Origin of the sequence: Parafrigoribacterium mesophilum (genome assembly GCF_039652555.1) — a bacterium.
Taxonomy (GTDB): domain Bacteria; phylum Actinomycetota; class Actinomycetes; order Actinomycetales; family Microbacteriaceae; genus Parafrigoribacterium; species Parafrigoribacterium mesophilum.
This window is the reverse complement of sequence record NZ_JBDJAF010000100.1, coordinates 1-240: the sequence shown is the minus strand read 5'-3', so window position 1 is coordinate 240 and position 240 is coordinate 1. Positions and strand designations below refer to the sequence as shown.

The following is a 240-nucleotide window of genomic DNA, read 5'->3' as shown; positions in this document are numbered from 1 at the left end:
ATTCGCCAGCCGTTGTTGTGCAGGGTGAGGTGGTGGAATCGGCAGAGGCAGACCCCGTCGGCGATATCGGTGTTGCCATGGTCGCGGTCGTATTCGTTGATGTGGTGGGCCTCGGTCATCAGGGGTGGTTGTCCGCAGTCCGGCCAGAGGCAGCCGCCGTCTCTGATGGCGAGGGCTTCGTGTTGCCGGTCGTCGAACAGGCGCCGGGTGCGACCCAAGTCCAGTGGCCCGCCGGTGGCG

At 66.2% G+C, this 240-nt stretch carries 1 protein-coding gene; it reads right to left on the bottom strand.

What is annotated here, in order from left to right:
• A partial coding sequence (locus ABFX56_RS16245) for an HNH endonuclease signature motif containing protein (protein WP_346234387.1) occupies positions 1-240 on the bottom strand: 240 nt, incomplete at both ends.